The organism is Ralstonia pickettii (assembly GCF_001699815.1).
Classification (GTDB): Bacteria; Pseudomonadota; Gammaproteobacteria; order Burkholderiales; family Burkholderiaceae; genus Ralstonia; species Ralstonia thomasii.
This window is the reverse complement of record NZ_MCGB01000076.1, coordinates 1-21687: the sequence shown is the minus strand read 5'-3', so window position 1 is coordinate 21687 and position 21687 is coordinate 1. Positions and strand designations below refer to the sequence as shown.

Sequence of the window (21687 nt, the reverse complement as noted above, 5' to 3'; positions counted from 1 at the left end):
GCAGTATGAGACTGGGCGACCAGTTGCGACAGCAGCTTGCTGCTAAGGCCCTGAAGCGGCAGCTTGATCGGGTCACGAAAGAAATGGAGACGGGAGCCGAACGGGCGGCAGTTGCGGCCCATACCGGTGAAGCGTCGGCAGCACAGCCGGTCAATCCGGCGGACTATGCGGCACTGTGCCGCTTCGACACGCTGCCTGCGTACCAGCAGGTCTCGATCATCCGCGAGGTAAGCGAGCGTTTGGGCATTGCGTCGCCGTTCTTCCGCGTCCACGAAGGCGTGGCCGGGGCCACCACGCAGATCAACGGCCAGTCCTATATCAACTTCGCCAACTACAATTATCTCGGCCTATCCGGGGATGCTGAGGTATCGGCCAGCGCCAAAGCCGCAGTCGACCAGTATGGCACCTCGGCGTCGGCAAGCCGCATGGTGGCCGGCGAGCGGCCGGTCCAGCGCGAGCTAGAGCGCGCGCTGGCAAGCGTCTACGAGGTCGACGACTGCGTCGCCTTCGTCAGCGGGCATGCCACCAACGTCACCGTGATCGGATGCCTGTTTGGCCCCGGCGACCTGATCGTGCATGACGCGTTGGCGCACAACAGCATCGTGCAGGGGGCGCAGCTCAGCGGCGCCAAGCGGCTGAACTTCCCGCATAACGACTGGGCAGCGCTTGACGCCCTGCTCACGCGCGTGCGGCGCGACTACCGCCGTGTGCTGATCGCCGTGGAAGGCATCTACAGCATGGATGGAGACTTCCCCGAGCTGGAACGCTTCATCGACATCAAGCGCCGCCACGGTGCCTTCCTCATGGTCGACGAAGCGCACTCGTTCGGCGTGCTCGGTGCGACAGGCAAAGGCATCCGGGAGCATTTCGGGCTGGCCGGCCGCGACGTCGATATCTGGATGGGGACTTTCAGCAAGACGCTGGCGGGCTGCGGCGGGTACATCGCCGGCGAGCAGGCGCTGATCGACATCCTGCGCCACCTGGCACCCGGTTTCCTGTACAGCGTTGGATTGTCACCGGTGCTGGCCGCCACCTCGCTGACCGCTCTTCGGCGCATGCTGGATGAGCCGCAACGAGTCGCCAAGCTGCGCGAGCGCGGACGTCAGTTCCTGGACGCCGCACGTGAAGCGGGCCTCAACACGGGGCTGAGCGCCGGATACTCGGTCGTGCCAGTGATTATCGGCAGTTCGCTCAAGGCCGCGCAATGGGCCAATGCACTGTTCGAGAAAGGCATCAACACGCAGCCGATCTTTTATCCCGCGGTGGAGGAGAAAGCCGCGCGGCTGCGCTTCTTTATCTGCTCCACCCACACGCCGGAACAGATCGCTTATACGATAGCGTCCGTTGCGCAGCTGGCACGGCGTTAGCACTATGGACACGATGCTGCAGATGGATCAGTCATCGGGCTCGGCACTCACGTTCCGTCGCGCTGCGGCTAGCGATGCCGCTGCGCTGGCGCCGTTGGTGCTCGCCTCCGGCCGCCAGGAATTGGACTGGCTGCTGGGCGTGCCACCGGCCGCATGCGAGGCTTTCCTGCGCCGTGCCATCGCCACCCCAAGCGGGCGTTTCTCGTGGAAGCGCCATTTGGTCGCCACGATCGGCGGTCAGCCAATCGCTGCCCTTGCGATCCAGGACGGTCGGCACAACTGGCTGGATGATCTCTACGCAGTCCGCGACTTCCTGCAGCATTTTGGCCTGCGCCGCACGCCCAGCATCATCCGCCGCGGGCTGATTCTCGAAAGCGAGATTCCCGCTCCCACGCGGCGACAAACGCTGGTGGCCCACTGCGCCACGCACCCCGATCTGCGCGGCCGGGGAATTTTCAGGGCCCTCTTCTCACACGCAATCAAGCAGCAACTGCTTCCTTCCACGGTCGGGCAGACGCTTGTGCTCGATGTGCTGGACACGAACCACCGTGCAGCGGCGCTTTACCGGGAACTCGGATTCGAACCAATGGAACGTGGCCGCCGCTCGGCTAGCTTGCCAGCGCACCTGGCGGCCACTCGGATGCGGTATTGCGCTTGCAGCTGACTGGGTGAGTGTCGGCCCAGTAGGTGCAGACCCACCACGCGCTATTACCAGCAGACGGCTAGCATGCGGGCAGGGACTGATTGGACATCACGACCAACACAGTCCGCGACGGCCTATGGACCTCTCTGTCAAGTTCCAACCCGGAAGTGCTCCGGGCTCTGGCCAGCATTGACCGCACGCTGCAGCCAATCCGGCATATCGCCCTCTCCATCCCACGTTTGACCCTCAGCACTACGATATCGTGCTTTCGATGAAGCGCGACGAAGCGGCGGAAAACACCCTGCGGCAGTGAGATCGGCATACGCCAGGCCATATCGTGCGATCTGCATGCGAACCCACGCGATAGCCTCAGCCCGTCGCCGCAACATCGCCGCAGGGCTGGACTCGATCATGGACAGATCAACACGATTCGGCATGTAGCGAAGTTTCTAGGAAAAGAAAGATGAGTATTCGGCTTTCGGCGTGGCAAGGTTTCCCGGTATCGCGTCATCAGCGATGAACGCGCTTCAACAGTGCTCCACCACTATCCCAATGGACATCCACATCGCGAAGCAGATGGCCGCTGAGAATGTAGTCATCGGATGCTGCGGCTATGGCTTCCAGCTTGACCAACTCACCAACCGGCAATGTATCTAGATTGAATGACAGAAAAGGTTCCGTTGGCGAAAGGTACGCATGGTGCTGCTCACCCGCCAGCCCACAATGCGCCGCGCGAACACGTCGATGACGAACGCCACGTACAGCCAGCCCTGCCAAGTGCTGACATAAGTGAAGTCGGACACCCACAGTTGATTGGGCCGCTCGGCTTTGAACACTCGCTGGACCCGGTCCAATGGGCATGGCGCCGAAGCATCCGGCGTCGTGGTCCGCACCACCTTGCCACGACGCACGCCCCGCAACCCCTGACGCTTCGTCAAGCGTTCGACTGTGCAACGCGCGACACGGATGCCCTCGCGATTCATCGGCTTCCAGACCTTGTCGGCGCCATACACCTGCCAGTTGGCATGCCAGACGCGCTCGATGTCGGGGATAAGCGCGTCGTCGCGTTGGGCACGTTTGCAGCGCAGCGCCGGTTTGCGTTGCTGGGCCGCGTGGCGCCGGTAGCAAGACGGGGCAATCTGCAAGACCTTGCAGATGGGCTCGACCCCGTACGCATCGCGGTAGCGGTCGATGTACGCCTTCACGACTTGAGTCGGCGGTCGAGCTCCGCCTGCGCAAAAAACGCGCTGGCCGTCTTGAGAATCTCGTTGGCGCGGCTCAGTTCCTTGACCTCGCGCTGCAACCGCTTGAGCTCCTCGCGCTCGCTGCTGGTCAGGCCGTCACGTTGCCCGCCATCGACCTCCTCGCGCTTGACCCAGTCCAGCAGCGTCTGCGGCACGCAGCCAATCTTGGGCGCGATGGATTCAACCGCCGCCCACAACGACGGATACTCGCATCGGTGCTCTTGCACCATGCGCACGGCGCGCTCGCGCACCTCGGGTGAGAACTTGTTCGTCTTGTTCATTGCTCCATTCTCTCAAGAGTTGGAGCCTCCTCAAATCCCGGGGCGATTCAGCAACAGCATATTTGTATCTCCGGGTAGTCAGTCGAGGGGCCAGCGGGGACCGATATTGCGATCCCCTGCTGAACAAGACTGATCTGCCCCGCCCTTCTCATCGGTCGCCCTGACGATGAGCGAAATTTTGCTGGCGCACCGATGAATATCGATCGCATGCCCAGTCATATCAGTAAGCCCCAGAGTAGATGACAGGGGCGATTGCCCCATCCACTCATGGATCAATCATGAAGCTCTACTACGCGCCCCAAAGCTGCGCTCTCGCACCGCACATCGTCGCTGCCGAAGCTGGTATCCCGATCACGGCTGTCTCTGTCGACATTCCCACGCTTAAAACCGATACCGGTATCGACTATCTGACTATCAATCCAAAGGGCTTCGTTCCGGCTCTTGAACTGTCTGATGGCCAGGTTCTAACGGAGAACGCTGCGATCCTGCAATTTCTAGCCGACCAGGCGCCCGCAGTCGGATTGGCGCCTCCCAACGGCACGTTCGAACGCTCCCGCCTGCACGAGATGCTGCATTACCTGGGCACCGACATTCACCGCGGCTACAGCCCACTATTTCGCCGCGAGACGCCGGCTCAGACCCGCGAAGAGCGACAGTCCAGCCTCCGGCGCCACTATGCAGTACTCGACACTGAGCTTTCACGCACGCAGTTTCTTCTCGGCCACCAATTCAGCGTCGCAGACGCGTATCTCTTTACCTTGACGCGTTGGGCGAAGCTCATTCAGTTGGATATTTCCCAGTTCGGCCACCTGCAAAGCTTCCAAGGGCGTGTCGCCGCGCGTCCTGCAGTCGCTGCAGCAATGCGCGCTCAAGGTCTGATCGACGCGTGACGCCTTAATACTTCTGGTCAAAGAGGACTCCATGAACTCACCAAATACGCCTGTGCCTGCAACTGCGACGAGCAGCGGTTTGCACGGAAAGGTCGCGATGATTGTTGGAGCAAGCCGCGGCTTGGGCAAAGGCATCGCCAAAGCGTTTGCCGACGCGGGTAGCAAGGTAGTGGTTGTGTCCCGCACCCCAGTGCCTGCAGGTGAGCTGGAAGATGGCGCTACACATGCTGAGATTGCGGATGCCCGCACTGATACAACTGCCGCCACGCTGCTGACAAAGCATGATCCCGATATCCTGGTCCTAGCCGCCGGTGCCACTCCAGTTATGAGGACAATCCGGGAGCAGTCTTGGGAGACGTTCTCTCTCAACTGGGACACCGATGTGAAAATGGCTTTCCATTGGTTGCAGGCAGTCCTGTCGAAGCCGCTAAAGCCAGGAGCGCGCGTAGTCGTGATCAGCAGCGGCGCAGCGATCTCCGGCTCACCGCTAAGCGGGGGCTACGCCGGCGCCAAGGCAACTCAGCGCTTCATCGCACAGTATGCGCAGGATGAGGCATTGCGAGCCGGATTGGACATTGCAATCTCGACAGTGATGCCGCGTTTCGCGCCAACAACTGGCGTTGGTGCACCTGCGGTTCGCGCTTACGCCGAGCATGCCCGGGTCGACGTCGATGAATTCCTCCAGACGTTTCAGCGCTCCTTCGGAGCACTCGTCACGCCCGAGACTGCCGGCCATGCAATAGTCGGCCTAGCCAGTACTCGAACTTCGGAGGTTGCGCCTGCCTACTTACTGACGGGAGACGGCTTACAGAAGCTGGCCTGACGGTGCGAAGCAATAGGCGTAAGACCTCGGGAATGTGCCGGCACCATGGAGGGCGCTGGGCAACTTCTAGTTTGTTGAATCTAAGCGGCCAGTTCACGGCACCACAACGCATCGACGCCGCGCCCGCCGCCGCTCGCGTACCCGCCGACGTCGAGCGCGCGCTGCAACTGCTCAACAAACACATCTACCAGGCAGACCGCCACACCGGCATGCTCATCGTCCTGCAGCACGATGACGCCAAAGACCCGTCGTCATCTCCGCCGGCAGCTATCGGCACAAGCGCGCCCGCGCGCTGACTGACTTTGCGCGGGCGTCGGTGCAGATCTCGGATTTGATTGAGGCGGGGGTGTAGGGGGCGGGATGGGGCTCGCATCGCTGGGCGGGTTGCGGGCGTCGGTGCGGGCCCTTGGGGCTGGCCGTTATTGGCCGGTCTCGGCCCTCCGCTTGGTGCGTGGGCTAGCCGGCGCCAGAAGCAACTACCGACCCAAACCAGCCAATCGAACTTCTCGAGAGCGAAAGCTTAGCCGGTATTGTGCTTACTGCAGCAGACGTTGAATGTCGCCTTGCCGTATAGGAAATTTCTTGAAGTCGCCGTAGTCTTCAAAGAACCATACACATTTGTCAGCCGTTTCATCGGTACCACGCGCGAGGCATACCTCGGCTTCGCGAGAATACCAACCCTGCTTTCCGTCCTCGATCGTGATGCGCGTGACTAACGGATTACCGAAGCAACTTGACCCAAATACCACGCGCTCAAGCAACGGCTCACCGTTTCTCTGGAGACTCAGGAAGATCTCTGGTGCAGCCCCACACATTCCCCGTTCACTCCAGCCAGTTTGAGTAGCGATGATCGTGTACTTCGAGTCGGGCAATGAGCATTCGTAGGAGAGTTTGCTTGGCGAAAAAAATCCATGGCGAGCCAACACGTCGGGACGAACCGTGCCGTGTTCAGTCAACGCGGTGATCGCCGGGTTGTGTATCCCTCGATACTCGACGTCTAAGAATTGCGCATCCGGGACGCATGAAATGCGCACGAAATCAACCGTATAGTCGGCCCACACCGGACTAGCGAGCACCAAGAGCAGCAGCGCGATGAGTGGAAACCACTTGTGCATTTGAGGCTGCCGATGATCAGTGTGCTTAAGGGTCATGAAGAAAATTTGTTGCCTTGTTTTCGCAGCAGATCCATCTCCATCGCCATCTTCGAGGGAACACCGGTCAGTATCGGATCATTGTCGGAAACGTATCACTGACTCGCGGCCATACCTAGCAGCTCGAGGAGGGGTGTCAGGCACGGGCGACAGTATTGAATCGGTTGTCGGCTCATGGCCGATTGCCGCCAATCGCCACCGCAACTTGCTGACGCCCCCTTTATGGTTGGACGCAAACACCAGCCACCTCAAGCGCCCGCTCCCTCCCCTGCAAATACCTCAGTTTCTCCGCATCCCGCTCGGCCCCAGCGAAGAGATCGACAAGATCTGCCGCATCCTCTCCAGATAGCTCACATCGGCCGGCGGCTCCATCGCCCAGGCCGGTGCTGGGCTGATCTTCACCTGCGCCGGCACCGGCGTCGGGCTGGCAACGGGCGCGCACTGACATCCGTACATCACCAGCAGCAAGAGCGCGCTGCAGACGCGTGTTTTCAGCGGTGGCACGTTGCATCTCCGAGAAATGGGTACGGTCGAGCGCGTCGAGCTGGTCGGTAAGCTGCCGGTGCTTGCCGATTGCTGCCTGCAGCGCGGTCACGACGGTATCGACGGCAGCCTGGCGCTCGCTGGCGTGGTCGCGCTGGATCTGCGCGATGGTCGTCTCGTACCGGTTGGCCAGCCAGCCACACACAGCTGCTGCAGCCACCGCTGCCACTGTCAGGAGTCGGACGATTGCGAAGTTCATTGGCTTTGCCTTGTCTGATGATGTGGGTCAGCCACTCGTTGGTGACCTCGAAGCGGAAGATCGGGTTTTCTGCCGGGAAGACGTCGGTAAAGCGCACGTTCCACACGACGCTGCCCTGCTCGATCCGGCTGGCGGTGTTGAGCACCGGGTCTGCGTAGACCTCGAAGTCGATCAGCGCGCCCGCGTTGCGCTCGTTGCGCATGAATACGTGCAGGCCTTCGGTGACGTGTGCACGTAGGTCTTCGTAATGCCACGGTCGACGGCCCATTTGTGACCGGCCTGCGCTGCATCCATAAGGAGGTCGAGCGTACGCACGCGCGTGACGAACGACCATTTCGAATCGGTCGACAACGTGCGATTGCCCCACAGGCGGTAGCCACCATCGCGAATGATGGTGGCGATGCGGGCCTAGTTGAGCGGGTTCGCGCGGCAGGTCAGATCGTTGTCGAGATACTCGATGGGCCGGCCTGTGCCGGTGATGCCAACGAATTCCTTGTTGGACGGCGACGCCCAGTAGCCGTATTGCGCATCGGTGTACGCAAACAGGCCTGCAGCGAAAGCGGATGCAGTGCATCTACTTCTGCATTGGCGGTGGTGTCCCACGTGCGCACGCCCGGGCCGTCGATGATGCTGACGGCGCGCAGCTTGTCGGCAAGCCCATCCATGGCCGTCGCGACCGGCTGGCGCGCGGAGAACCCCGGTGCGATCAGCAAGCGTGGCTGCACGTTGAAACACGATTTGGCATCGAGCATCGACTGCAGGCCGGTGCGCACGCCGCCCGCCGTGACGCCACCGATGATGCCGGACGTGAGCGCGTTGGTGTCTTTCGACTCCGTCACGCCGGTCGCGACGATGACAGCGGAGGTGCGGGCGTAGATGGCATTGATGGCGCGGGTGATGGCGCTGTTCTGGCCGAAGGCCTGCGCGGCCTCGCGCGGGTTGGTGATCTGCACCGGCACATCGGGCTGCACGAGATCCGCACCGGGGGTGTAGGTGTCTATCAGGTCGATGATGGACGACGAGGGCACGGCAATTGGCCGTGGACCGCTATCGATAATCGTGGTGGTGATGCCGTGGAAGAATGAAGATGCCATGCGGCTCCTCGACGGGAAGAAGAAAAAAAACGCCCCGCGCGGTGGCGGGGCTTGCTTGCTGCGGGGTGTGGCGCTGGGGGCGTCCAGGCGCTGTCTTCGGTGCTAGTCGACGCTGATGTTTAACGTCACAGGGCCATTTGCCGGCACAGTGACCTCTTTGGTCCGATAGACCTTCCCATCGCTGTAGATCGTCGCGGTGTAATTTTTGGCAGGGATTTCCTGCTCCTTGCCGAACTCCGTATATCCGTTGTGCCCCCACCGCGCCTTGTCGATTGTGACGGCCGGCGTTTTCAGATTCTCTTTATCCCCTACCAGATTGACGATGACTTTTGTCATGATGGCTCCACGGTTGATCAGCGTTGAATGGGTCGTCATGCGCGCATGTGCGTGACATGCGCGCCGATGACTCTTGCTACGGTAGGGAGCAGTGAATCGGTTTCCTATGGGGCTTGCGTCATGTGTCGGTGGTCTGGGTCTTGGTGTTTTTGTCGTTCGATGGCGCCTAATCTAACAGCGCATCCGGGGTGTCCGGCCCAGTGAAATTGGCGGGAAAACCGGGTTGCCCGGGCACTTCGCGCAGCGCCTGGCGGTACTGGCCGACCTGCTGCGCTTTGCTCGCATCGCCGGAATCCATGGCCTTGTAGAACATGGCGTCGGCTGCCATGAGGCGACGATCGCGCTCCTCGCGGGCGCGCTGGCCCAGCACGTGCAGCCGTGCTGCTTCGAGCTGCTTGCCGGTGTCGCGGCACATGTTCTGGCCAACCCAGAAATCGACGCCGTGAACAAGATTGGGGTACTTCTGCCGCACGCAGAAAATCAGTTCGTCATGTGTGATCACAAGGCTGATCCTCATGGGCGCAAGCGACAAGCGGCGGGGGTTCGGCGAGGGGCGTTCACCAGTCACAGCAAGTCAACGGTTCAAAATCCAGGCGCGCAATTTACCGGTTCTAGTCCGACAGCCCCAGCAGCGGATGCTGCTCATGGCGCCAAGGCGAAACAAAGAAGGCGGCCACTTCGTCGTCACGCACGGCGTCAATGCTGGCGTGCTTCCACTTGGGCGCATGATCCTTGTCGACCGCGAGGGCCCGAATGCCTTCGATGCCATCGCCTTCGGCAAACACGTGCGTCATCATGTCCAGTTCGCGGCGCAGCTCATCGGCCAACGTGGTGTGGCGGCCGCGGCGGATCAACTCAAGCGTCACCGCGATCATCAACGGCGAGCGCTTGGCCATGTGCGCGGCGGTCTGAGCGGCCCATTCGGTATCCGTGCTGCCGGCCAGATCCGCGAAGATGCCTTGCACGCTGCTTTGGCTGAAGCAGGCATCAATGGTCTCGCGGTGAAGGGCGATGATGGCCTTGGCATCATCGGGCGCCGATGCGGCTTCGGTAAAGCAGGCGGTGATCTGCTCGGCGCTGCCCCAGTTGCCGTCGCGCAGGCGCTGGAAGATGGACGCCAGCGCCGCGGTGGTGACATGGCAATCGGCAAGGCCGATCGACAACGCATCCGCCGCTTCGATCATCTGGCCGGTCACGCCCAGGTATTCGCCCACATGACCCGGCACGCGCGCCAGGAACCACCCGCCGCCCACGTCCGGAAACAGGCCGATGTTGGTTTCGGGCATGGCCATCTTCGTGCGTTCGGTCACCACGCGCAGCGATGCGCCTTGCGAGATGCCCATGCCACCGCCCATGACGACGCCGTCCATCAGCGCGATGTAGGGCTTGGCATAGCTGAAGATGAGGTGGTTGAGGCGGTACTCCTCGGTGAAAAAGGTGATGAGCTGCGGGTCGCCTGCCGTGGCCGCGCGGTAGAAGAAACGGATATCGCCGCCCGCGCACAGGGCTTTGCCGCCCTCGCCACGCAGGATGACAGCGTGGACTTCCGGATCGTGCTGCCACGCCAGCAGCGCATGCGACATGGCGCGAATCATCTCCAGCGACAGCGCGTTGAGCGCCTGCGGCCGGTTCAGCGTCAGCCAGCCGATGCCGCCGCGTACTTCGGCGATCACGTTGGGTTGAACTTCAGCCTGGGGCGCGGGGGAAGCGGTGGATTGCATGTCTCGAATGTTGTTGTGGGTAATAACGGCTCGCACTGTACACGACAGCGTATTGAAGCGAGGAAGGGCTCTAGCCTGCCCCCTTTCGCAGCGCGGGTGTTGGGCGTATACCTGCCAGTTGGAGACGACACACATCACAACAATCCAATGACCCCTGCCAACGCCGCCCCGGGCGCGTCGAGTTTCGACCCCGGCCTGATCCTTCTGGCCTTCGCGCCGGTCTTCCTGCTGACCATCGGCGCCGAGGCGTGGTACTGGCGCAAGCGCGACCCGTCCGTCTACAGCCTCAAAGACACCGTTTCAAACGCCTGCCTCGCGCTCATGCACCAGGCGTCGGATGCGTTCTTCCTGTGGCTGATGATCAAGACGGTGTATTCGTGGACGTACAGCCACGGCCTGCGCACAGTGCCCGAGACGTGGTGGTCATTCGTGCTGCTCCTGCTGTTGCAGGATTTTCTGTACTACTTCTTCCACCGCGCCAGCCATCGCGTGCGCTGGATGTGGGCCTCGCATGTGACGCACCACTCGTCGGAAGGCATGAATTTTTCGACGGCATTCCGCCAGAGCCTGACCTATCCGATTTCCGGCATGTGGCTGTTCTGGATTCCGCTTGCATGGATCGGCTTTACGCCGGACTGGGTGATCCTCGCCGTGGGCTTGAATCTCGCGTTCCAGTTTTTCGTCCATACACGGCTGGGGGCGCTGGATTCGCGCTACGCCGGCTTCTGGCGCTGGCTGGGGCAATACGTGAATACGCCGTCGGTGCATCGCGTGCACCACGCCAAGAACCCGCAGTACATCGACCGCAACTACGCCGGCGTGCTGACCATCTGGGATCGCATGTTCGGCAGCTTCGTGCCGGAGGAGGACGCCCCCGTTTTCGGCATCACGCGGCAGGTTCACACGCACAACCCGATCACCCTCACCTTCCACGAATGGCGCGACATGTGGGCTGATGTGTTCCGCGATCGGGACATTCGCTACCTGTGGAAACCGCCCGAGTGGCGCAGCCCGCGCGCGGCGGTCACGGCCGAGGCGATGCCGCTCACATGAACGGCGGCCCGAAGCGCGTGGCGACGCGATCGGTGGAATCGAACAGATCGCGCAGCACGGCACTCGTGCACGTCGGCTGCACGTACAGGTAGAACGCTACCTCGGGCAGACGCGGCAGACCATCGGCCTCGGTCAGCACACGCATGTTGGCATCGAGCAATTCGGTCGTGCGCGCGGTCACGCCGAGCCCCGCGCTGATCGCGGCCTTGATGCCCGTCAGCGTGGGCGACAGATAGCTCGTGCGCCACGGAATGTGGTGGGCATCCAGGCATTCGATCGACAATTGGCGGAACAGGCTCAGCTCGTCGGCCATGACCAGTGGCACCGGCGCGGCGGGATTGAAGATGAAGTCTTCCGCGCAGATCCACACCATCGGCGACGTGCGCAGCTTGATGCCGGGAAAGGCATCGTCATAGCGTGTCGAGATCGCCAGATCGAGCGTCTTGTCGCGCAACGCGTCCATCAGGAACGGGCTGCGGCCCACGTTGATTTCCATCTGCAATTCCGGCGACAGCTTGGACAACCGCCGCAGCAGATTCGGCAGGATCGAATCGGCCACATCGTGCGGTGAGCCGATGCGGATTTTCTCGATCGGCCCACCAGTTTGGATCACCTGCACGGCCTGGTCGTTGAGCGCCAGGATCTTGTGCGCATAGGCGACGAGCCGCACGCCATCGGGCGTCATCATCTTGTGGCGGCCGCGCTTTTCGAACAGCGCGCAGCCCATTTCCTCCTCCAACCGCTGCATCTGCTGCGTAACCGCCGACTGCGTGCGCCCCACCCGTGCTGCTGCCGCGGCAAACGTTTCGTGCTGAGCGATCGCCACGAAGGTGCGCAGCAGATCGATGTCCAGATTTCGCATCCCGATCCCGATACTTCAGATTTTCTAATTGATTCCCGCTAAAAATTAAATTGTTCTGCGCAATTCTGGCCGATAACCTGTCAGACACACAAATAAAACTGAACAAACACTCTGTTCAGGCAGACACCCCAGCCGCAGAGAAATCGCGCTCCGACACTGAATCGGTTTCAGCCTCAACCCGAATCGCGTTGCCTGCAATCCGCGCTGCGTGCGCGGAGGGGCGTCACTAACCCTTTTTGATTCGTTTCGCGTCGATATGACATCGTTCGTTACCGCCCAGGCCCTGAAAGCGTGGCTGCACGACGGCGCCGAGATCGCGCTGTTCGACGTGCGCGAGCACGGCCAGTATGGCGAAGCCCATCCCTTCTACGCCATCCCGCTGCCGTACAGCCGACTTGAGATCGATGCCCCGCGCCTTGCGCCACGCCGCGCGGTTCGCATGGTCGTTTATGACGACAACGATGGCGTTGCCGATCGCGCGGCCGATCGCCTGAACACCATCGGCTACACCAACGTGCACGTACTGCAAGGCGGCGCACAAGCTTGGGCGCAGGCAGGCTTTACGCTGTTTGCCGGCGTTAACGTGCCGTCCAAAACCTTCGGAGAACTCGTCGAGAGGGCGTACCACACGCCGCGCGTCACCGCGCGTGAACTTGCGGCCATGCGTGAACGCGGCGACGACGTCGTCATCGTCGATGGCCGCCCCGTCAGCGAATATCTGAAGATGACGATCCCGTCGTCGATCTGCTGCCCGAACGGCGAACTGGGGCTGCGCATCCGCGAGCTTGTCCCCGATGCAACCACGCCAATCGTCGTCAACTGCGCGGGCCGCACGCGCAGCATCATCGGTGCGCAGACGCTGATCAACCTCGGCATCCCGAACCCCGTGATGGCGCTGGAGAACGGCACGCAAGGCTGGTATCTGGAAGACCTTCCACTGGAACACGGCAGCACCCGCCGCTATCCCGATGTCATTGCGCCCGCTAACGTCAAGGACATGCGCGAGGCCAGTCAGCAACTTGCCGCGCGCTCTGCCGTGCCCGAGGTGGATGCGGCAACGCTCGCACGCTGGGTCGCACAAGGCGAACAGAGCCTCTACCTGTGCGATGTCCGCACACCTGAGGAATTCGCCTCTGGCAGCTTACAAGGCGCGCAGCATGCGCCGGGCGGTCAGTTGATCCAGGCAACTGATCAGTACGTCGGCGTGCGCCACGCGCGGCTCGTGCTGTTCGATGCCGACGGCGTCCGCGCGCCAATCGTTGCCAGCTGGCTGCGGCAACTTGGTCACGATGCCTATGTGCTGCGCGACGGCCTGGACAGCCGCGCGAGCCTGCCGGTGGCCATGACAGTGTTGCCGCAGCCGTTGCCCGAGTTCAGCGTGCAAGCACTCGCCACTGCGCTCGCGGCCGGCACCGCACATGTGATCGACCTGCGCCCCAGCATGAGCTTTCGCCGCGCCCACGTGCCTGGTGCCACATGGGCCATTCGTCCACGCTTGCCGGCCCTGGCCGCCGACCGCGATACCGTCCTGATCGCCGACGACCCGCGTATCGCTCAGCTCGCCGCGGCAGATTGGGCAGCACACGCGCCGCAAGCCGCGTCGCGTCTCAAGTTGCTGGCCGGTGGCATCACCGCGTGGACTGCCGCCGGCTACGCCACCGAAGGTTCCGACAGCGCACCGCCTGACGCCGATTGCATCGACTATCTCTTCTTCGTGCATGATCGGCATGACGGTAATAAGGCTGCGGCAAGGCAATACCTGGCCTGGGAAACCGGCCTGCTCGCTCAGCTCGACGCGCAGGAACTCGGCGCCTTTCGCGTCGGTGCGGGTGGCGCGCAGTCATGACGCTCTACCGTTGAGACCCACGCACCATGTCGCCGCTGCGCGCTTCGTCGATGCGCTGGCGCTGTTCGGTATTGGCACCTCGTGGGGCGGGTTCGAGAGCCTAGCAACGTTCAGTAATGTGGCGGGCACGCGCACTTGCACGGATCAGTCTGCAGCTGGCCCAGCCCGATCGTGCGCCTGCACATCGGATTGGAAGATGCGCAAGACCTGATCGAAGATCCGGCACAAGCGTTCAGGCATAGCACTAGCGGCATCGCCGAGCAAAAAAAACGCCCCGGAATCTCGGGGCGTTTTTCTGGCAGATCGATTGTCGATCAGACCGCTTCTTCACGCGATGCGCGCTTGCGCTCGTGCTCCTTCAGGTGGCGCTTGCGCAGGCGGATACTCTTCGGCGTGACTTCCACCAGCTCGTCGTCGGCGATGAATTCCACCGCGTACTCCAGCGACATCTGGATCGGCGGCACCAGGCGCACGGCTTCGTCGGTACCCGACGCGCGCACGTTGGTCAGCTGCTTGCCCTTGATGGGGTTCACGACCAGGTCATTGTCGCGGCTGTGGATGCCGATGATCATGCCTTCGTACAGCGCGTCGCCAGGCGACACGAACATGCGGCCGCGATCCTGCAGCTTCCACAGCGCGTAGGCCACGGCAGCGCCGTCGTCCTGCGAGATCAACACGCCGTTGTGACGCTCGCCCAGATCACCTTCCTTGACCGGGGAGTAGTCGTCGAAGATGTGGCTGATCAGGCCCGTGCCGCGCGTAAGCGTCAGGAATTCGCCCTGGAAGCCGATCAGGCCACGGGCCGGAATGCGGTATTCCAGACGCGTGCGGCCCTTGCCATCCGACGCCATGTCGAGCAGTTCGCCCTTGCGGCGGCCCAGCTCTTCCATCACGCCGCCCTGGTGGCCGTCTTCCACGTCCACGGTCAGGCGCTCGAACGGCTCGCACTTCACACCGTCGATTTCCTTGAACACCACGCGCGGGCGCGACACGGCCAGCTCGTAGCCTTCACGACGCATGTTTTCCACCAGAATCGTCAGGTGCAGTTCGCCACGGCCCGACACTTCGAAGATCGTGTCGTCGCCGGTGTCCTTCACGCGCAGAGCCACGTTGGACTTCAGCTCGCGGTCCAGACGGTCGCGCAGCTGGCGGCTCGTCACGAACTTGCCTTCACGTCCTGCCAGCGGCGAGGTGTTGACGCAGAAGTTCATCGTGAGCGTCGGCTCGTCCACCTTCAGCATCGGCAGGGCTTCCTGGGCGTCGGGCGCGCACACGGTGCAGCCGATGCCCAGTTCTTCAATACCGTTGATCAGCACGATGTCGCCGGCTTCAGCTTCCTGCACCAGTTCGCGCTCCAGGCCACGGAACTTCAGCACCTGGTTGATACGACCCTTGATCGGGTTGCCTTCCGGGCCGAACTTGACCACCACGTCCTGCAGCGGACGCACGCGGCCGCGCGTAATGCGGCCAACGCCGATCTTGCCGACGTAGCTCGAGTAGTCCAGCGAGATGATCTGCAGTTGGAACGGACCGTTCGGGTCGTCGTTACGCTGCGGCACCTTGTCGAGAATGGTCTCGAACAGCGGCTTCATGTCGCCTTCGCGCACGTCGTCGGTCAGGCCGGCGTAGCCGTTCAGGCCCGAGGCATACACCACCGGGAAATCGAGCTGGTCATCGTTGGCGCCCAGCTTGTCGAACAGGTCGAAGGTCTGGTTGATTACCCACTCCGGACGTGCGCCCGGGCGGTCCACCTTGTTGATCACGACGATCGGCTTCAGGCCCAGGGCCAGCGCCTTGCGCGTCACAAAACGCGTTTGCGGCATCGGGCCTTCCACGGCATCCACCAGCAGCAACACACCATCGACCATCGAGAGCACACGCTCCACTTCACCACCGAAGTCCGCGTGCCCCGGCGTGTCGACGATGTTGATGTGCGTGCCGTTGTATTCGACCGCGCAGTTCTTGGCCAGGATCGTGATGCCCCGCTCTTTTTCGATGTCGTTCGAATCCATCACGCGCTCGGCGATCTGTTCGTTCTCGCGGAACGTGCCGGCTTGGCGAAGGAGCTGGTCGACCAGTGTGGTTTTGCCGTGGTCAACGTGGGCAATGATGGCGATGTTGCGAAGCGCGCGCATGGAATGTGAACTCGAAAAGACGTGACACGAGCCCGGGACAGCACCCAAATTCAGCTCGCGGAATAACCTGACATTCTAGCATGCTGCGATGCGCAATACATGACACTCGTTGATGAATCGGTGAAGGGACGTGGATCGGGTGAATATAAGATCACTCATTATTTCTAAAAATGGAATCACACATTCAGTACCTTGCTGTTTGCTGCGTCAATTCGTATATTTGTCCGGACAATGATTGTGCATACATAAGATGTCCGAACAGACAAGACCCGCCACCGAAGTTGCTGCCGGAACGCTCTTCCGGGTGGAGGACTACCGCATGTGCGAAAGCGTTGGCTACCTCGTCGGGCGCGCCAAGACAGCGCTGTCCATGGCCATCGAGCAGGAAGTTGCCGCGATGGACGTGACCCATTCCCAGGCTAGTTGCCTAGTGCTGCTCGCTAACGGCCGATGCCAGACCGCGACCGACCTCGGCCGCGAACTGAACACCGACATCGGTTCGCTTACACGCATGCTCAGCCGCATGGAAAAGCGCGGCTTGATCGAGCGCGTGCGCAGCGAATCCGACCGCCGCGTCGTGCATCTGGAGGTGACCGAAGCCGGCCGGGACTTGGCCGACCGCATGCCGGCCATCTATACGCACGTGCTGAACCGTTTCTTTGCCGGCTTCACGCCGGGCGACGTCGATACGCTGCGCGGACTTCTCAAGCGCATTCTCGACAACGGTGCCGCCACGGAGGGCCACCGCATGCGCCCCGCCGATCACTGACACTGACGCCACCTTGTCCGAAATGGACACGCAGCACCAAACGCTTCTTGCTCTCCCCGACCGCTTGATACAACGAACAACATGAACGCCTTGAACTCCGCCCCTCAGGCACCTTCGCCCCTAAGCCGCGCTGGCAACACGCGCGCGCAATGGCCGGCACGCCTGGGCGTGGCGCTTTCCGCCGTGACGCTGGCCGTGCTGGCTGGTTGCGCGAACCTCGGCAATTCGCATAGCACGCAGACGCTGACAACACCGGGGCAGCTGGCGAGCGCGCAATCGTTGCCCTCAGAAGGCGGCCAGTGGCCTTCGCAGAACTGGGTCGATCAGTTCGACGATCCGCAATTGCGCGCGCTGGTGGATGAGGCCATCAAGGACAACCCGAACCTGCAAGTCGCCTTTGCCCGCGTCCGAGCTTCGCGTGCGATGGCCGATGTCGTGCGCGGCAATCTGTATCCGAGCGTCGGGCTCGATGCCGACATGACGCGCCAGCGTCTATCGGAATACGACATGTTTGAAGGCACGCCGCTGGCCGGCCGCTGGTTCACAGAATCGAAGATCCAGCTAGGCGTGAGCTACGACCTGGATTTCTGGGGCAAGAATCGCTCCGCATTGGAAGCGGCGCTGTCCGACGACAAGTCGATCGAAGCGGAAAGCCAGGCTTCGCGACTGATGCTGTCGACCACGGTGGCACGCACCTACGCCAAGCTGGCTGCACTCTATGCGCAGCGCGACGTGGCTGAACGGTCCATCGCGCAGCGCAAGGATTTGACCAACCTTGCCGGCCAACGCTTGCGTGCCGGCCTGGATACGCAAGTCGAGACCACGCAGGCGCGCGCCAACGTGGCTGCCGCGCAGACGGAACTGGAGCAGGTTGACGAGCAGATCACGCTGGCACGCAACCAGCTGGCTGCGCTACTGGGCAAGGGCCCGGACCGCGGCTTGACGATTGCGCGCCCGACGCTGCTCGCACAAGCCACGCCCAAGCTGCCGAACAATCTGACCATCGATCTGATCGGCCGCCGCCCGGATCTCGTGGCTGCACGCTGGCGAGTGGAAGCAGCGTCGAAGGACATCGACGTGGCCAAGGCACAGTTCCTGCCGGATATCAGCCTGACTGCATTCCTGGGGCTGGCTTCGATCGCGCCGGAAAACCTGCTGCTCGGCGCATCGCGTCAGCTCGGCATCGGTCCGGCGCTCAAGCTGCCGATCTTCGAGGGCGGCAAGCTGCGCGCCAACCTGCGGGGCAAGTACGCCAACTATGACGCCGCCGTCGCCAGCTACAACCAGACGCTGACCGAAGCCCTGCACGACACCGCTGACCAGATCACCACGCTGCACAGCATCGATTCGCAGATCACGATCCAGCGCACGGCCCTAAGCGAAGCTGAGCGTGCCTACAGCCTGGCCCGCACGCGCTACAGCGCCGGCCTCGGCACGCAACTGGTCGTGCTGAACGCCGAGACGACCGTGCTGCAGCAACGCAAGCTCGCGACCGACCTGCAGGCACGCCGACTCGACGCGCAGATGGCCCTCATCAAGGCCCTCGGCGGCGGCTATACGGCAGAAGACCTGCCGGGCGCCAAGCCTGAGGCCGCCGCCTCGCATGGCTGACCTGTACTGAATTGAACTGAACCGACCGTTCCAACGCATTCTTTCGAGCCAACATCATGAGTGACAACAAGCCCCAAGCCGCACCGTCCGCTGCTCCCGCGCCCGCAGCCCCCGCGGCAACGCCTACCGGCAACGGCAACGGCAACGGCAAGCGCAAGCGCATGCTGACCACGCTGGCCGCCGCACTGGTGGTTGCCGGCGTCGGCTACGGCCTCTACTGGGGCCTGTACGGCCGCTGGTTCGAGTCGACCGACGATGCATACGTGCAAGGCAACGTGGTCCAGGTGACACCGCAAGTGGCTGGTACCGTGGTCGCCATTCGCGCCGATGACACGCAACTCGTCACCTCTGGCCAGCCCGTGATCGAACTGGACCGGGCCGATGCACGCGTCGCGCTGGAGCAGGCCGAAGCCGCGCTCGCACAAACGGTGCGCCAGGTGCGCACGCTGTACTCGAACACCAGCGCGTTCACCGCCACGATGGCCATGCGTGAAAGCGATCTCGCCAAGGCCAAGGATGACTTGGCCCGCCGCAAGCAGATCGCCGGTACGGGCGCCGTGTCGCAGGAAGAAATCTCGCACGCACAAACCGCCGTGCAGGCTGCGCAGTCCGCGCTGGAAGCCGCCAAGGAACAGCTGCAAGGCAACCGTGTGCTGACGGAACAGACCACGCTGGAGCGTCATCCGAACGTGCTGCAGGCTGCCGCCAAGGTCCGCGAGGCTTACCTGGCCTATGCGCGTACTAGCCTGCCGGCATCGGTCACGGGCTATGTGGCCAAGCGTTCGGTGCAGGTCGGCCAGCGCGTCGCTCCTGGCACGCCGCTGATGGCCATCGTGCCGCTGGATCAGCTCTGGGTGGACGCCAACTTCAAGGAAGTCCAGGTGCGCCACATGCGCGTGGGCCAGCCGGTTGAACTGGTGGCCGACGTGTATGGCAGCAGCGTGACGTACCACGGCAAGGTGGTCGGTTTCTCGGCGGGTACGGGCTCGGCGTTCTCGCTGTTGCCGGCACAGAACGCCACCGGCAACTGGATCAAGGTCGTGCAGCGCCTGCCGGTGCGCGTGTCGCTCGATCCAAAGGAATTGAAGGACCATCCGCTGCGCGTGGGTCTGTCGATGGAAGCCAAGGTCGACATCCATGACGAAGGCGGGCAGAGCCTGGCCACCGCACCGGCTGCGTCGCCGCTACAAACGACGGTGTACGACCAGGCCGGCAAGGACGCAGATCAGGTCATCGCCAGCATCATCGCCGCCAACGCTGGCCGAGGCGGCGCCACGGCACCGGCCGCCGCCAACGTGCCGGCCGCATCGGCTCCGCGCACTTCGCAACCCGCACCCAAGGTCTGACGCATGGCAACCGCCGCGCCCAAGCCGCTACAGCCACTGACCGGCGCCAAGCTGGCGATCGGTACCGTCGCGTTGTCGCTGGCCACCTTCATGAACGTGCTGGATTCGTCCATCGCCAACGTGTCGATCCCGGCCATTTCGGGCGACCTGGGCGTGGCCCCGAACCAGGGCACGTGGGTCATCACCTCGTTTGCGGTGGCCAACGCCATCTCGGTGCCGCTCACGGGGTGGTTGACGCAGCGTTTCGGGCAAGTGCGCCTGTTCGTCACGTCGATCCTGCTGTTCGTGTTGTCGTCTTGGGCGTGCGGGCTGGCGCCCAATATGGGCATGCTGATCGCCGCCCGGATCATCCAGGGCGCTGTGGCGGGCCCAATGATTCCGCTGTCGCAATCGTTGCTGCTGTCGACCTATCCGCCCGCCAAAAGCTCAATGGCGTTGGCGCTGTGGGGTATGACGACGCTGGTCGCGCCAATCATGGGCCCGATCTTCGGCGGCTGGATCTCCGACAACATGAGCTGGCCCTGGATCTTCTACATCAACATCCCGGTGGGCATCCTGGCTGCCTATGCGACGTGGGTCATCTACAAGGACCGTGAATCGCCGACACGTTCGCTGCCCATCGACAAGATCGGCCTGGCGCTGTTGATCCTGTGGGTCGGCTCGCTTCAGTTGATGCTCGATCGCGGCAAGGAACTCGACTGGTTCAACTCGACCGAAGTCGTGGTGCTGACGGTCGTCGCCATCGTGGGCTTCGCGTTCTTCCTCATATGGGAGCTGACCGAAGATCACCCCGTGGTGGATCTGACGCTGTTCAAGGGCCGCAACTTCAGCGCGGGTGTCGTCGCCATCTCCGTGGCGTACGGCCTGTTCTTCGGCAACCTCGTGATCCTGCCGCTATGGCTGCAGACCATCGTCGGCTACACCGCCACCGATGCGGGCCTGATCATGGCACCGGTGGGCATCTTCGCCATCATTCTCTCGCCCGTGATCGGCAAGAACCTGCCGAAGATGGATGCACGCTGGGTCGCGACCACGGCGTTTATGACCTTCGCGCTGGTGTTCTGGATGCGCTCGCGCTTTACCGTACAGGTAGATACGTGGACGCTGATGATCCCGACGCTGATCCAGGGCGCGGCCATGGCGATGTTCTTCATCCCGCTCACGTCGATCATCCTGTCGGGTCTGTCGCCCGAGCGGATTCCGGCCGCCTCCGGGCTATCGAACTTTGTGCGGATCATGTTCGGCGGTATCGGTGCATCGATCTCGACCACGGTGTGGGACAACCGCTCCGCCCTGCACCATGCGCAACTGGTTGAACACGTGAATCCGTACAACCCGGCCTATGCGTCGTCGATCAACCAGTACACGCAATTGGGCATGCCCAACCTGCAGGCCCATGGCGTGATCGAACGTGTGATCTCGCAGCAGGCCGCAATGCTGGGCGCCAACGATATCTTCTGGATTTCGGCCGTGCTGTTTATCGTGCTGATCGTCTTCATCTGGCTGACCAAGCCGGCGAAGTCGGCCGCCGGCGCAGAAGCTGCAGCCGGCGCGCACTGATCCAAGATCGCGCGTGTCAAGTCCTGCCATAGGTTGACACTGTGCTCAGTCTCCGAGCGCCCGATGCACCGCATCGGGCGTTTTGTATTTCAAGGCCAGATGAGGCCGTTCGTGGTTGTAGATATGCACGGCCTGCGCCACCATGCGTGCGGCCTGCTCTAGGTCGGCGGGGCGCTTGAGCAGCAACTCCCCTTTGAGGATGCCGTTGACCCG

Annotated in this window: 20 protein-coding genes, 2 pseudogenes and 1 other annotated feature; of the genes and pseudogenes, 11 read left to right on the top strand and 11 right to left on the bottom strand. The window is 62.6% G+C overall.

Annotation, left to right across the window (positions count from 1 at the left end):
• Positions 1 to 5 precede the first annotated feature (5 nt).
• Together BEK68_RS15730 and BEK68_RS15725 are read left to right on the top strand one after the other, a co-directional pair.
• A complete protein-coding gene (locus BEK68_RS15730; protein WP_009240837.1) occupies positions 6 to 1367 on the top strand; it encodes an aminotransferase class I/II-fold pyridoxal phosphate-dependent enzyme in 1362 nt (453 codons plus the stop codon).
• A gap of 4 nt (positions 1368 to 1371) precedes the next feature.
• Positions 1372 to 2031 carry a GNAT family N-acetyltransferase gene (locus BEK68_RS15725; protein ID WP_012435370.1) on the top strand — a complete coding sequence of 220 codons (660 nt, stop codon included), beginning with the start codon at positions 1372 to 1374 and terminating at the stop codon, positions 2029 to 2031.
• Positions 2032 to 2159: 128 nt separating this feature from the next.
• On the opposite strand, the gene BEK68_RS25010 is transcribed toward BEK68_RS15725, so the two are convergent.
• Together BEK68_RS25010 and BEK68_RS25945 are read right to left on the bottom strand one after the other, a co-directional pair.
• On the bottom strand, positions 2160 to 2447 hold the full coding sequence (locus BEK68_RS25010; protein WP_012435369.1) for an H-NS family nucleoid-associated regulatory protein: 288 nt from the start codon (positions 2445 to 2447) through the stop codon (positions 2160 to 2162).
• Positions 2448 to 2699: 252 nt separating this feature from the next.
• Positions 2700 to 3535 (bottom strand): annotated as a pseudogene (locus tag BEK68_RS25945) (IS3 family transposase); the annotation flags it as partial.
• Positions 3141 to 3257 (bottom strand) — a sequence feature (AL1L pseudoknot). Its footprint overlaps the pseudogene before it by 117 nt.
• 278 nt (positions 3536 to 3813) lie before the next feature.
• Between BEK68_RS25945 and gstA the strand changes: the two are divergent.
• From gstA to BEK68_RS26200, 3 genes are all read left to right on the top strand, one after another.
• Positions 3814 to 4425 (top strand): glutathione transferase GstA, encoded by a 612-nt coding sequence (gene gstA, locus BEK68_RS15710; RefSeq protein WP_012435366.1) that lies wholly within the window; start codon positions 3814 to 3816, stop codon positions 4423 to 4425.
• Between the two features lie 31 nt (positions 4426 to 4456).
• Positions 4457 to 5248 carry an SDR family oxidoreductase gene (locus BEK68_RS15705; protein WP_012435365.1) on the top strand — a complete coding sequence of 264 codons (792 nt, stop codon included), beginning with the start codon at positions 4457 to 4459 and terminating at the stop codon, positions 5246 to 5248.
• Between the two features lie 71 nt (positions 5249 to 5319).
• Positions 5320 to 5544, top strand: a complete 225-nt coding sequence (locus BEK68_RS26200; protein WP_249262928.1) for a hypothetical protein — start codon at positions 5320 to 5322, stop codon at positions 5542 to 5544.
• Positions 5545 to 5784: 240 nt separating this feature from the next.
• Here the strand turns inward: BEK68_RS26200 and BEK68_RS15695 are convergent, their stop codons facing one another.
• The 6 genes and pseudogenes from BEK68_RS15695 to BEK68_RS15665 form a co-directional block, all read right to left on the bottom strand.
• Positions 5785 to 6363 (bottom strand): hypothetical protein, encoded by a 579-nt coding sequence (locus BEK68_RS15695; protein WP_012435363.1) that lies wholly within the window; start codon positions 6361 to 6363, stop codon positions 5785 to 5787.
• Between the two features lie 256 nt (positions 6364 to 6619).
• Positions 6620 to 7141, bottom strand: a complete 522-nt coding sequence (locus BEK68_RS15690) for a lysis system i-spanin subunit Rz (RefSeq protein ID WP_012435362.1) — start codon at positions 7139 to 7141, stop codon at positions 6620 to 6622.
• A gap of 16 nt (positions 7142 to 7157) precedes the next feature.
• Positions 7158 to 8235: pseudogene (locus BEK68_RS25000) on the bottom strand (phage tail sheath C-terminal domain-containing protein); the annotation flags it as partial.
• Positions 8236 to 8337: 102 nt separating this feature from the next.
• On the bottom strand, positions 8338 to 8571 hold the full coding sequence (locus BEK68_RS15675; protein ID WP_012435361.1) for a hypothetical protein: 234 nt from the start codon (positions 8569 to 8571) through the stop codon (positions 8338 to 8340).
• 166 nt (positions 8572 to 8737) lie between these two features.
• On the bottom strand, positions 8738 to 9103 hold the full coding sequence (locus BEK68_RS15670) for a phage tail assembly chaperone (protein WP_249262927.1): 366 nt from the start codon (positions 9101 to 9103) through the stop codon (positions 8738 to 8740).
• A 79-nt stretch (positions 9104 to 9182) separates the two neighbouring features.
• The gene (locus tag BEK68_RS15665; protein ID WP_024542462.1) at positions 9183 to 10292 is read right to left on the bottom strand and encodes an enoyl-CoA hydratase/isomerase family protein; all 1110 of its coding nucleotides are present in this window, start codon (positions 10290 to 10292) and stop codon (positions 9183 to 9185) included.
• 147 nt (positions 10293 to 10439) lie between these two features.
• Here BEK68_RS15665 and BEK68_RS15660 point away from each other — a divergent pair, with 147 nt between their 5' ends.
• Positions 10440 to 11345 (top strand): sterol desaturase family protein, encoded by a 906-nt coding sequence (locus BEK68_RS15660; RefSeq protein ID WP_012435358.1) that lies wholly within the window; start codon positions 10440 to 10442, stop codon positions 11343 to 11345.
• On the opposite strand, the gene BEK68_RS15655 is transcribed toward BEK68_RS15660, so the two are convergent.
• The gene (locus tag BEK68_RS15655) at positions 11338 to 12207 is read right to left on the bottom strand and encodes a LysR substrate-binding domain-containing protein (RefSeq protein WP_012435357.1); all 870 of its coding nucleotides are present in this window, start codon (positions 12205 to 12207) and stop codon (positions 11338 to 11340) included. The genes BEK68_RS15660 and BEK68_RS15655 overlap by 8 nt on opposite strands.
• A 256-nt stretch (positions 12208 to 12463) precedes the next feature.
• Between BEK68_RS15655 and BEK68_RS15650 the strand changes: the two genes are divergently transcribed.
• Positions 12464 to 14053, top strand: a complete 1590-nt coding sequence (locus tag BEK68_RS15650) for a rhodanese-like domain-containing protein (protein WP_012435356.1) — start codon at positions 12464 to 12466, stop codon at positions 14051 to 14053.
• A 314-nt stretch (positions 14054 to 14367) separates the two neighbouring features.
• Here BEK68_RS15650 and typA read toward each other — a convergent pair whose 3' ends face one another.
• Positions 14368 to 16188 (bottom strand): translational GTPase TypA, encoded by a 1821-nt coding sequence (typA, locus tag BEK68_RS15645; RefSeq protein ID WP_004626434.1) that lies wholly within the window; start codon positions 16186 to 16188, stop codon positions 14368 to 14370.
• A gap of 250 nt (positions 16189 to 16438) precedes the next feature.
• Here typA and BEK68_RS15640 point away from each other — a divergent pair, with 250 nt between their 5' ends.
• From BEK68_RS15640 to BEK68_RS15625, 4 genes are all read left to right on the top strand, one after another.
• Positions 16439 to 16957 carry a MarR family winged helix-turn-helix transcriptional regulator gene (locus tag BEK68_RS15640; protein ID WP_012435355.1) on the top strand — a complete coding sequence of 173 codons (519 nt, stop codon included), beginning with the start codon at positions 16439 to 16441 and terminating at the stop codon, positions 16955 to 16957.
• An 81-nt stretch (positions 16958 to 17038) separates the two neighbouring features.
• Positions 17039 to 18568: an AdeC/AdeK/OprM family multidrug efflux complex outer membrane factor gene (locus BEK68_RS15635; protein WP_012435354.1), complete on the top strand. Its 1530-nt coding sequence runs from the start codon at positions 17039 to 17041 to the stop codon at positions 18566 to 18568.
• 56 nt (positions 18569 to 18624) lie between these two features.
• Entirely contained in the window at positions 18625 to 19914 is a 1290-nt protein-coding gene (locus BEK68_RS15630) for an HlyD family secretion protein (RefSeq protein ID WP_012435353.1), read from the top strand.
• A gap of 3 nt (positions 19915 to 19917) precedes the next feature.
• On the top strand, positions 19918 to 21474 hold the full coding sequence (locus BEK68_RS15625) for a DHA2 family efflux MFS transporter permease subunit (RefSeq protein WP_004626426.1): 1557 nt from the start codon (positions 19918 to 19920) through the stop codon (positions 21472 to 21474).
• A 45-nt stretch (positions 21475 to 21519) separates the two neighbouring features.
• Here the strand turns inward: BEK68_RS15625 and BEK68_RS15620 are convergent.
• Positions 21520 to 21687: integrase core domain-containing protein (locus tag BEK68_RS15620; protein WP_139111358.1), on the bottom strand; the 168-nt coding region annotated here is incomplete at its 5' end.

Coding starts and splice junctions, on each gene's coding strand:
- BEK68_RS15730 (WP_009240837.1), top strand. CDS start 6: ATGAGACTGGGCGACCAGTTGCGACAGCAGCTTGCTGCTAAGGCCCTG.
- BEK68_RS15725 (WP_012435370.1), top strand. CDS start 1,372: ATGGACACGATGCTGCAGATGGATCAGTCATCGGGCTCGGCACTCACG.
- BEK68_RS25010 (WP_012435369.1), bottom strand. CDS start 2,447: ATGCCGAATCGTGTTGATCTGTCCATGATCGAGTCCAGCCCTGCGGCG.
- gstA (WP_012435366.1), top strand. CDS start 3,814: ATGAAGCTCTACTACGCGCCCCAAAGCTGCGCTCTCGCACCGCACATC.
- BEK68_RS15705 (WP_012435365.1), top strand. CDS start 4,457: ATGAACTCACCAAATACGCCTGTGCCTGCAACTGCGACGAGCAGCGGT.
- BEK68_RS15695 (WP_012435363.1), bottom strand. CDS start 6,363: ATGCACAAGTGGTTTCCACTCATCGCGCTGCTGCTCTTGGTGCTCGCT.
- BEK68_RS15690 (WP_012435362.1), bottom strand. CDS start 7,141: ATGAACTTCGCAATCGTCCGACTCCTGACAGTGGCAGCGGTGGCTGCA.
- BEK68_RS15675 (WP_012435361.1), bottom strand. CDS start 8,571: ATGACAAAAGTCATCGTCAATCTGGTAGGGGATAAAGAGAATCTGAAA.
- BEK68_RS15665 (WP_024542462.1), bottom strand. CDS start 10,292: ATGCAATCCACCGCTTCCCCCGCGCCCCAGGCTGAAGTTCAACCCAAC.
- BEK68_RS15660 (WP_012435358.1), top strand. CDS start 10,440: ATGACCCCTGCCAACGCCGCCCCGGGCGCGTCGAGTTTCGACCCCGGC.
- BEK68_RS15655 (WP_012435357.1), bottom strand. CDS start 12,207: ATGCGAAATCTGGACATCGATCTGCTGCGCACCTTCGTGGCGATCGCT.
- BEK68_RS15650 (WP_012435356.1), top strand. CDS start 12,464: ATGACATCGTTCGTTACCGCCCAGGCCCTGAAAGCGTGGCTGCACGAC.
- typA (WP_004626434.1), bottom strand. CDS start 16,188: ATGCGCGCGCTTCGCAACATCGCCATCATTGCCCACGTTGACCACGGC.
- BEK68_RS15640 (WP_012435355.1), top strand. CDS start 16,439: ATGTCCGAACAGACAAGACCCGCCACCGAAGTTGCTGCCGGAACGCTC.
- BEK68_RS15635 (WP_012435354.1), top strand. CDS start 17,039: ATGAACGCCTTGAACTCCGCCCCTCAGGCACCTTCGCCCCTAAGCCGC.
- BEK68_RS15630 (WP_012435353.1), top strand. CDS start 18,625: ATGAGTGACAACAAGCCCCAAGCCGCACCGTCCGCTGCTCCCGCGCCC.
- BEK68_RS15625 (WP_004626426.1), top strand. CDS start 19,918: ATGGCAACCGCCGCGCCCAAGCCGCTACAGCCACTGACCGGCGCCAAG.